The sequence below is a fragment of the Sphaerospermopsis sp. FACHB-1194 genome, from assembly GCF_014696235.1.
Classification (GTDB): Bacteria; Cyanobacteriota; Cyanobacteriia; order Cyanobacteriales; family Nostocaceae; genus Sphaerospermopsis; species Sphaerospermopsis kisseleviana.
Genome location: NZ_JACJPU010000016.1, coordinates 85448 through 95088 on the forward strand (window position 1 = coordinate 85448; position 9641 = coordinate 95088).

Annotated in this window: 10 protein-coding genes and 2 rRNA genes; 9 read left to right on the forward strand and 3 right to left on the reverse strand. The window is 40.0% G+C overall.

What is annotated here, in order from left to right; all coding sequences use genetic code 11:
* The first annotated feature begins 10 nt into the window (after positions 1-10).
* Positions 11-184, forward strand: coding sequence for a hypothetical protein (locus H6F45_RS11790; RefSeq protein WP_190347263.1), 174 nt, complete (start codon positions 11-13; stop codon positions 182-184).
* On the opposite strand, the gene H6F45_RS11795 is transcribed toward H6F45_RS11790, so the two are convergent.
* Positions 162-785, reverse strand: coding sequence for an exopolysaccharide biosynthesis protein (locus H6F45_RS11795; RefSeq protein ID WP_190347264.1), 624 nt, complete (start codon positions 783-785; stop codon positions 162-164). The two genes, H6F45_RS11790 and H6F45_RS11795, sit on opposite strands and share 23 nt — an antisense overlap.
* A 221-nt stretch (positions 786-1006) precedes the next feature.
* Here H6F45_RS11795 and H6F45_RS11800 point away from each other — a divergent pair, with 221 nt between their 5' ends.
* From H6F45_RS11800 to H6F45_RS11835, 8 genes are all read left to right on the forward strand, one after another.
* Entirely contained in the window at positions 1007-1789 is a 783-nt protein-coding gene (locus H6F45_RS11800; RefSeq protein WP_137669210.1) for an ABC transporter permease, read from the forward strand.
* 357 nt (positions 1790-2146) lie between these two features.
* Entirely contained in the window at positions 2147-2626 is a 480-nt protein-coding gene (gene panD, locus H6F45_RS11805) for an aspartate 1-decarboxylase (RefSeq protein ID WP_228020468.1), read from the forward strand.
* 152 nt (positions 2627-2778) lie between these two features.
* Positions 2779-4125, forward strand: a complete 1347-nt coding sequence (locus tag H6F45_RS11810; RefSeq protein WP_190347265.1) for a SidA/IucD/PvdA family monooxygenase — start codon at positions 2779-2781, stop codon at positions 4123-4125.
* A 63-nt stretch (positions 4126-4188) separates the two neighbouring features.
* Positions 4189-5502, forward strand: a complete 1314-nt coding sequence (locus H6F45_RS11815) for an ATP-grasp domain-containing protein (protein WP_190347266.1) — start codon at positions 4189-4191, stop codon at positions 5500-5502.
* A gap of 46 nt (positions 5503-5548) precedes the next feature.
* Entirely contained in the window at positions 5549-5944 is a 396-nt protein-coding gene (locus H6F45_RS11820) for a cupin domain-containing protein (RefSeq protein WP_190347267.1), read from the forward strand.
* Positions 5941-7041, forward strand: coding sequence for an FAD-binding oxidoreductase (locus H6F45_RS11825; RefSeq protein ID WP_190347268.1), 1101 nt, complete (start codon positions 5941-5943; stop codon positions 7039-7041). Before H6F45_RS11820 ends, H6F45_RS11825 begins: the two co-directional genes overlap by 4 nt.
* 116 nt (positions 7042-7157) lie before the next feature.
* A complete protein-coding gene (locus H6F45_RS11830) occupies positions 7158-8792 on the forward strand; it encodes a class I tRNA ligase family protein (RefSeq protein ID WP_190347269.1) in 1635 nt (544 codons plus the stop codon).
* Between the two features lie 65 nt (positions 8793-8857).
* Positions 8858-9208, forward strand: coding sequence for a cupin domain-containing protein (locus H6F45_RS11835; protein WP_199301804.1), 351 nt, complete (start codon positions 8858-8860; stop codon positions 9206-9208).
* A 66-nt stretch (positions 9209-9274) separates the two neighbouring features.
* Here H6F45_RS11835 and rrf read toward each other — a convergent pair.
* Positions 9275-9392 (reverse strand): 5S ribosomal RNA (gene rrf, locus H6F45_RS11840).
* Between the two features lie 122 nt (positions 9393-9514).
* Positions 9515-9641, reverse strand: a 23S ribosomal RNA gene (locus H6F45_RS11845); the annotation flags it as partial.

Sequence of the window (9641 nt, forward strand, 5' to 3'; positions counted from 1 at the left end):
TTATTAGTTATTGGGTTATTCATCCTCCCAGTCACCAGTCCCCAGTCACCAGTCACCAGTCACCAGTCACCAGTCACCAGTCACCAGTCACCAGTCACCAGTCACCAGTCACCAGTCACCAGTCCCCAGTCACCAGTCACCAGTCACCAGTCCCCAGTCACCTACCTACCTAACCAAGCTTTGATCACATCCAATAAACTAGAACCACCCCAGACCAAAGCTAGTAAAATAGAAGTGGTTAAAATTCCCCCCATTAAACACAGAACTAAACCACCTAAACTAATAGCACTATCATCCTCAGACAAACCAAAAGCAGTCACAAAAATGCCCATTGCTGGTAAAGTATTAGTACCAGGGATGGGAATCATCATAGAAATAGCCATGAGAGCGATCGCCACCCCAATAGTTACTCTACCTGGTAATGTGGTACAAATATAGGAGAGACGGGGACGAGCGATCGCTTCAATTCTTCGCAACCAAGGCAGTCCCGCTTTCAGAAACCCCTGAACGGTAGAAAGTTGAATTTGATGGTTTAGCATTTTAGCAGGTAGCCAAGGAGTTTTAGCACCTGCAACAAACTGTACCGCCAACAAAAAAATCAGCACACCAAAAGGCGTTGAATAACCAGGTGCAGGAACTGGTAAAGCAGAAGGTAAAGACAAAATAACCAACAAAAACCCAAAAATTCTTTCCCCAGCTAGTAACAAAATATCTGCCAAAGTTACCTTTTCAGGACGTTCTTCTTCAAAAAAATAGCGTTGTAATTCGTTAGACAGTTTAGCCATAAGAGCTTTTATAGTTCCTAAGAGAGAAATCTTAACCTTGATTGTTCCTATTTTCTGAGATCAAAGGCAAAATTGCCATCAAACAACGTGCATAAAATCAGACATAACAGAGAAGTTGCATCCAACATCTTAACCTTATGCAATCAATAAAATTAAAAAACAGTATGAAGTTGAGATAAAGTTATCTTAGATGAAGCGCGGAATGTGGGTTAAACAAAAAAATGCAAAGATACCTAAAAGTAATCAGACTTTTTTGGAGTGCAGCCATTTCGGCAGAGATGGAGTATCGTCTCAACTTCATCATAGCTACCTTGAGCAGCTTAGGCAATCTTGCGGGTAGTATTTTTGGCTTATTCTTATTTTATCGCACAGGTTACACCTTTCCCGGCTGGTCTTGGGATGCAGCTTTAATAGTTTTAGGAATTTTCACCCTCTTGCAAGGTTTTTCAGCTACATTCCTAGCTCCCAACTTAAACCGCATAGTTCGTCATGTGCAAGAAGGGACATTAGACTTTGTATTATTAAAACCCATCCGCAGTCAATTTTGGCTTTCAACTCACACCCTATCACCCTGGGGATTACCAGATTTAATCTTTGGTTGTATCATCATTGGTTATGCAGGTAAACGCCTGGGTTTAGGAATAGATGATTATTTATTGAGTATATTTCCTTTAGGTTGCGGTTTAGTCATTCTTTACAGCCTATGGTTTATGTTAGGTTCTACAAGTATATGGTTTGTGAAAATATACAACGTTACTGAAGTATTAAGAGGTTTATTAGAAGCGGGTAGATATCCGATTGTAGCTTATCCCGCAGCTTATCGAGTTTTCTTTACCTTTGTAGTTCCAGTTGCATTTTTAACAACAGTTCCCGCGCAAGCAATGTTAGGTGAAAGTCAGTTAAGTTGGTTCATGGGTGCTGTATTTTTAGCGGTGGTGTTATTTTTTGTTTCTACTTGGTTTTGGCGGTTTGCTTTGCGGTTTTATACAAGTGCATCGAGTTAAAAAGGTTATTTAAAGTAGACAATAATCTCATCTAACCAACTTTTGTTCTTAGTTGATGAAGTTTAGCTGTTGTCATTCATTTGAGATGGCAAATTCTACTCAAATATGCATGAATCGTCCTCTGGGTAGGCAACTCACGTAAAGTTAATTTGGCAAAGGATTGTTAAGATGCTCTTACCTATACCTATAAATCTAAAGAAATTATGCATAAATTTTCCAAAAAGGCAAATTGTATTATAGTAAACAGTAATTCAAAAATATGAAATTTTTTCATGTTCCTCAATTGTGATTTATGTAAATTAAATTAATTGTATAAATTAGGTTGGGGATAATCAATACGCTTTATCCCATATCAGTATGAGTTATAAAGACCAGCAAAACCTGTTAGACCTCATGTTACAAAACACGAATATTAACGCCAGTAAAAATGAGAGCGATGTAGCAGCGCATTTCAAGAATAGTTTAACTGATTCTTCTCATCCACCAGTGGTTGGTATGCGTTGGTTTATGAGTTCTAAAATTCATAAAGCTACAGTGACAGAAGCTGATGTTAGTTACATTGGCAGCATTACAATTGACGAATTACTCATGGAAAAGAGTGGTATTTTACCAGGGGAAAAAGTTATGATTGTAAGCAATACAAATGGCGCAAGACTGGAGACATACACAATTCCAGGGAAACGAGAATCTGGAACTATTTGTATCAATGGCGCTGCTGCTCATCTGATTAAAGTTGGTCATGAGATTATTATTATCGGGTTTCAACTGTCAGCAAAAACTTTAGAACCGAAAGCCATCTTAGTTGATGAAAATAATCAATTTGTTCGGTATCTCTAATAATCTCAAGATTTTACCGAAAACCGTGTCAACTGTTAGTCATTACTCACAATTACAGCAATTTTCATGTCGGCATCCCACGATTATGTTTATAAACTGCTGTACGAAGTAATTACAAAAATTCCTGTGTTTCAGATAAGGTGCTTTAATTCATGTACAAACAATCGGGGACTGATAGAGACACCATTGATCTCTGTGGCATTGGTATCGGTCCTTCTAACCTGAGTCTTGCTGCCCTACTCTACCACAAAGTCAAGTATATTGATTTTGAATTTTTTGATGGCCGCAGGGAATTGTCTTGGCATTCGGGTATGTTGTTTCCCGATGCAAATCTTCAGAATTCTTTTCTCAAAGACCTAGTTACACTGGTTGATCCATCCAATCCCTACTCTTTTTTGTGCTTTCTTGCTGAACGTGGTCGGCTATATCGGTTTCTCACAGCTCGTTTTTCCAGTGTGAAGCGCAAGGAATTTGATCAATACCTACGCTGGGTAAGTCAGTCGATTCCTCACCTCAACTTCAACCAGAAGGTAGAGACTATCGAGTTTAATGATACAAACCAGCAATTTATTGTTCACACATCAGAAAAAACTATAGCTACAACCCACCTGGCTCTAGGTACAGGCTTAACGCCCAAAGTCCCTGATTGCGCTCGCCCACACTTAGGAGATGATGTTTTTCACTCTATCCACTATTTACAGAAGAAAATTCAGTTCCCTGGTAAACGAGTAACAGTGATTGGCGGTGGACAAAGTGGAGCCGAAATTGTTTCTGAGTTACTCTCCAATTCTCATGCTCTGCCAAAGAAATTATACTGGATATCTTCCCGTCCGAACTTCTTGCCAATTGACGATTCACCCTTTACCAATGAATATTTTGTACCCCGTTATAGCGACTACTTTTATGGATTACCGCAACAAGTTCAAAAAACTTTAGTGGCAGAACAAACACTTGCTAGCGATGGTATTACTGAAAGCTTGCTAAGTTCAATTTATCAGCGATTATACCAACTGGAGTTTCTGGAACAATCTCCCAACATTGCTAAACTGATTCCTAATGCACGATTGTGGGAATTACGACCAGATTATAACAGTTGGCATTTAATTATACGTAGTCAATTGGAGAGCGTACAAATAAATTCTGATGTGATCATCTTGGCAACGGGTTTTGAGTATCGTATCCCTGACTACTTGAAGTCTCTCAGCCATCGTTTGGAGTGGAGAGAAGGACAGCCTGTAATTAATCCTGACTTTTCTGTTAAATGGGATCGTTCAGATAGTAATCGGATATACACTCAAAACTGCTCACGATTACAACGGGGAGTTGCCGATCCGAATTTGAGTTTGATGGCATGGCGGAGTGCCACTATTGTTAATAGTCTTGTAGGTCGTATGGTGTATCCACGCTCTCAATACGATGGCTTAATTGACTGGGAACTTCAGTCTGATCATGCACATCAAACCCTTGCCTACGAGATTATAGAGAGGCTGTCCGCTTAAGCTGTGAACTTTTGTGAGTTGTTCTTGCTTCTACACAGTTGCTTTTTCGCCCTTGGTAAATAAATGTTAACTCCTCAGACAAATTTATCTAAATCTGCATCTAAACCTCTGGTTTTGTTTTTAGGGACACGGGCATTAACTCTGGAACGCATTGCAGAAATCGCCACTGCTAGAGAAGGGGGCTATGAAATTATCATGGCTTCTGATACCCCAGCACTGTTTCAATCTTACGGCTTTTCACACAATATTTATGCTCCCTTAAGCGATTACGAAACCTCTACTGATTGTATCCTTAATTATATTAATGAGCAAAATCTGACTATCTGTGGTGTAATTGGTTGGCAAGATCGAGAAGAGGAATTAACTAGTCATCTCACAGCTAAGTTAAATCTTCCTACTTGTGAACTCGCAGCAAATCGATTCGCTCGGAACAAGTCAGCAACCAGACAATTGCTTGAGGAGCTTGGGGGTAAGTATAATCCGAAATACGCTTGTGTTGTGGATTTAGCTTCATTTGAAGATGCAATCAACAAGATTGGTACACCTTCTCTATTAAAACCTGCGGGTAATTCGGGTGGGCGTGGGATTGTAGCTGTGCGATCGCCTGAAAATCTAGCGGATATTTGGGAGCATTTTTATAACTACAACGCACCTTCACAGGGGGGATTATACGCTAAGTACCGAGAATGTGACTTACTTGAAGAAATGCTTATCGGTAGTGAACATTCTATCGCCGGAATGGTAGTTGATGGTGAAATATATTTGTTTGCAATTATCGATAAACGTATTGATTTAGGACTACAGTTACAGTACGAAAATGTATTACCTTCAACTCTTGCACCCGAAATTCAGGACGAAGTCAGGGAAATGGCATATGCTGTGATGAAGTCTACAGGTATTAATTGGCGAGGTTTTCATATTGATTTTATGGTGACTTCCCATGGATTACGGATTCTTGAAATCGGGGCTAGACCAGGTGGAGAGTGTATTAATTCTCACTTAATACCAATGGCATCTTCTGGTGAAATTCAACCCTATCGGCTGTTACTAGATTATGTGATTCAGGGTAAGCGTGTTCCTCTTGAACAGCAAGATTACACACAAACTTTTACACGCCGTGTAGGTTCACGGGTGATTGCTCCACCAAGTCCTGGGAAGATTACTCGCCTCAATGGTTTAGAAAAAATCTGCGAACATCCTAATACAAGAGACTTTACACAGATTGCTGGAGTTGGTAGCATCATGCGTCCCCCAACGGAAGCTTATGAACAGTACAAGATTGCTTATGTGATTGCTGAATGTCCCCTGGAAGAAAATCTCAGTCACATCTTCGATCGCCTTGTCTCTCAGCTAGAAATTGAAATTTCTCCGATGTAATCACAAACTCACTTAATTCATTCTTAATTCATTTTGAACTACGATCATGATTAAAGCACAGGAAAAACAATTACTGCCAGATGTTCCTACAGACAAACTCAATCAAGCTGTTGAGTTTCCCAAGCTTCCTTACGTTTCAACTTGGTCTAATGCTCAGGGAGTCCGCTTTTTTGATGCTGAACTCAAACGCGATGGAAATGATGTCGCACCTTTCTTGACTGGTCAGTTTATTGTTAAACCCGGGGCAACCTCAGTTACTGATTGTCATGATGTGCGTGAAGTATGGATTGTAGGTAGAGGTAAGGGTATTTTATACTACAATCAAAAGCCATTAGAAATTTCTGAAGGTGACTACCTTTTTTATGATTCCCAAGAATCCCATCAGGTGACAAATACTGGTCAGGAAGATTTGGTAATTTACTGCTGTTGGTGGACCAAATGAAGGTTCAAGAACTCTCTGCTGAACAAACTGCTGATCCTGGATATGATTTGTGCATTGTTGGCGGGGGAATTATTGGAGTTTTGACAGCTTATCAAGCAGCGATCACCTATCCCAATATAAGAATAGCTTTAGTAGAACGAGGTGAATTTGGTTTAGGTGCTTCACAGTATGCTGCGGCACTATCTAGTACCCTCGCCAGCACAGTTTTGGTAGGGGAGTTGTCCAGTGAAAGTGACAGGTTTTATCTTAATTTAGCCAGGGAGAATCCTACTTTACCCATTCGCCAATTACCAATCATTTATGTTGGCGATTCTTCAGATCCCATCCTTCATACAACTCGTACAATTACTGAAGTTAAGCCAGATGATCCCCGCTTCTCCCTACCACTCTCTCAGTTAACAAATGCCCATAGACTGCTCTATGGTGGTGATGTCCTGCATATAGAACCACTAGGATTAATTAAATCTTTAGTTGGAAAATTACGGACATTTGCCAACGTTAATTGTTTTAAGTATACAAGCGTTGAGTCCGTACAAATCATGCCAGAGGACAAATTATGGTTGAATACAAATAGAGTCTTTGGTATTAAAGCAGAACAGGTATTATTGGCTTTAGGACCTTGGTCACTGTTCCACCAGATGACGCGATCCAGTGTTGAGGTCAGCTGTCGTAACAAGAAAATTGTCACAATGCGGCTTGATGTGTCTCCACCTGGTAATTGTCCAGTGATCTTTTTTCCAAAAGAAGATGCTTTCTTACTGCCTACTGATGAGCAATTTTTGTTTAGTATTCGTTCCGATGAGTGGGATATTCAACCAGATCAAAAACTGCTGATTTCCGATGCGGATCGACGCAATGGGCGTAGAATTCTTGAACGCTATGCGCCGAATTTACTTGATTACTATGATGATCGAGATGTTTTTTGTGATTGTTACAGTTCCAATTCTGAACCAGTAATAATACCACATAATCGCCTTTCAAAAGTTTTTATTGCTACTGGTGGAAATGGTCGCGGAGTTCGTCTTGCTCCGGCGATCGCTCGTATGGCATTAACAAAATTAATACCAACTAGTAATTATACACAAAATAGCTATTAAGAGCAGATAAATCTGTATCTTATCTGGTTGCTTATAATTTGCTAATCGGCTATTTCAGGTTATTTACAACTAAAAACAAGACCCGAACTTAATTTTTGATTGATTAAATTTTGGACATGAAAACGATTTTTCAAACTCCTATTCAAACCCAGGATTACTTGTTTGTTCCCTCTAATCCTGCTGCCAATGGAAGACTGCATTTAGGACATATTTCTGGTCCTTACTTAAGTGCAGACATAGTCGCACGCCATCGCCGTCGTCAAGGTCATTCAACAGCAACTATTTTCGGGATTGATGCCTATAATTCCTATGTTGTTCGTCGTGCCGAAATTGAAGTTTCTCACCCGGCGGAGGTAGCCACAGAGAATCACTCTCTAATTAAAGAGGATTTACAAGCTATGAATATCCTCCATGATGTTTTTACTAATCCACTAGATCCTGAATGGTGTGATCATTATGAGCAAAAACATAGAGAAATTTTTGCTGTTCTGGAGGCTAAGGGTGTCATCCATTCGATTGATGAATACTCCCCTTATTCTGAACGTGAAAATCGCTTTTTACCAGATTATGCTGTATCAGGAACCTGTCCAGAATGTGGTGCAGGTATGGGAGGTTTTTCCTGTGAGGGTTGTGGGGGATATTTTTATCCTGATGCAATTTTAAATCAGGTTTCTGTGGCAGGGGAGACGGTTAAATTTCGTCCGGTACGTCAACTTTGTTTAAATACTTCTAACATTCCGTTAACGTTATCCGATTTTGATCGATATCATTTGTCTGAATCAGTACGTTTAATTATCCAAAAACACATCGAGAAACAGGATGGATGGTTTAAACTGACTCATCACTTTGATTGGGGAATTGATATTGATTTAGGAGGTGAAAAAAGAGCTATTGCCAGCTTTATGACCGAATATATTTATAATCTGATGCACGGAGATTTATATGCGTCACTGACTGGCAAACACGAGAATCCTTATCGCAAGTCTTCTTCTGTGAAAATTATTTGTAGTTTCGGCATTGATAACGTACTCGCTCAAGCCTTTGGCAAAAATTTAATAGCAAAAGGATTGGACGATTATAAAGCTGATGATGGATTTTTAATTAACTACTTTTTTAATTTAGAAGGTCAAAAGTTTTCTACTAGTCGGCGGCACGTGATATGGGCTTCTGATATTGTTACCAAAACTCCTGCCAATAGTGATGGTGTACGACTTTACTTATCACTAAATCAACCTGATGTTCCTGATAAGAACTTTGATATAGAAGCATTTTTGTCATTATATAATCGGATTCTGGTGGAACAACTCAATCCCAAATTGACTCTAGCATTTACTACATTGCGTTCTGTGAAATCACGGTTAGATTATCAGTTTGAGGATACAATGAATATGCTTATCTCCGCCATTGCGGATTTTTACATTCAACAAGACCAGGCAATCTCGGATAATCATCTCCATGCAGTTGCGATCGCCGAGCAGTTGTTAGAATGGATTAAGTATGCTGCTAACATTGAGGACTCACCAACTGCAGCGTACTGGTGGCTAAAGGGGCTAGCTCTGTTGGGTTATCCCATCATGCCGGAGCTTACCAGTTGTATTTGGTCACAACTAGCAACTTCTAAAATTCCCTTAGTTACAGAATTTCTTGAGGACTGCTGCTTAAGCTTGAATCAGCAACCCTTTGAGCAGTTTCAACCCTTGACTCGGTCTAGCATTGCACAATGCTTGCCCCATACACTACAAACAGTATAGCCACTCTTGAGAAAATTCAAAAATCCAAACTGGTTTAGATCAATATCAAACTTGGAGATCTGAAATTGTTCCTACCCACAAGCACATCACATCATTTCACATCTGAGTTCGCCCGTAAAAAGCAGTTGCTCCCTGAAGAACTTTCAGCCCTGGTTTTCTCTCATGGCAGTATGAAATTACGTTACTATGCGCCCCAGGAAGAGGACAGGCAAATTGCTCACGCTCAGGATGAATTATACATTGTGATTTCCGGCAGTGGTTTTTTTGAACAAAATGGTAAAGAACATTCTTTTCAACCCCATGATGTAATTTTTGTACCAGCTGGAGTTGATCATCGGTTCACGAACTTTACTGAAGATTTTGCTACATGGGTGATTTTTTATGGTTCTCCCGGTGGAGAACTGAAGTTATCTTAGGTAGGTAAACCACCAAAAACAAAACCCCCTCTAAATAAATAGAGGGGGTTTTTATTTGAAATATAGCCCTGGCATCGAGCTATTGTGACAGAGGGCAACCCCTCAACTATCGTCGCCGCAGCAGCGTTTCACCTCTGAGTTCGGGAAGGGATCAGTGTGGTTCCACCGCGCCATAGACACCAGGAAAATCCTTTGGGAAGTCAAAAGTCAAAAGTCAAAAGTCAAAAATAAGAAAATTTGAAATCTGAGTTTTAACATGACAAAACCCTGAAGACTGCAAGTAACGCGAAACCAAAAAATAATGATGAGGTCAAGCCCTCGGTCTATTAGTACCCCTCTGCTACATACATTACTGTACTTCCACATAGAGCCTATAAACGGGTGTTCTGCCCGTGACCTTACCCACTTAAAGTGGTGAGAACACTCATCTTGA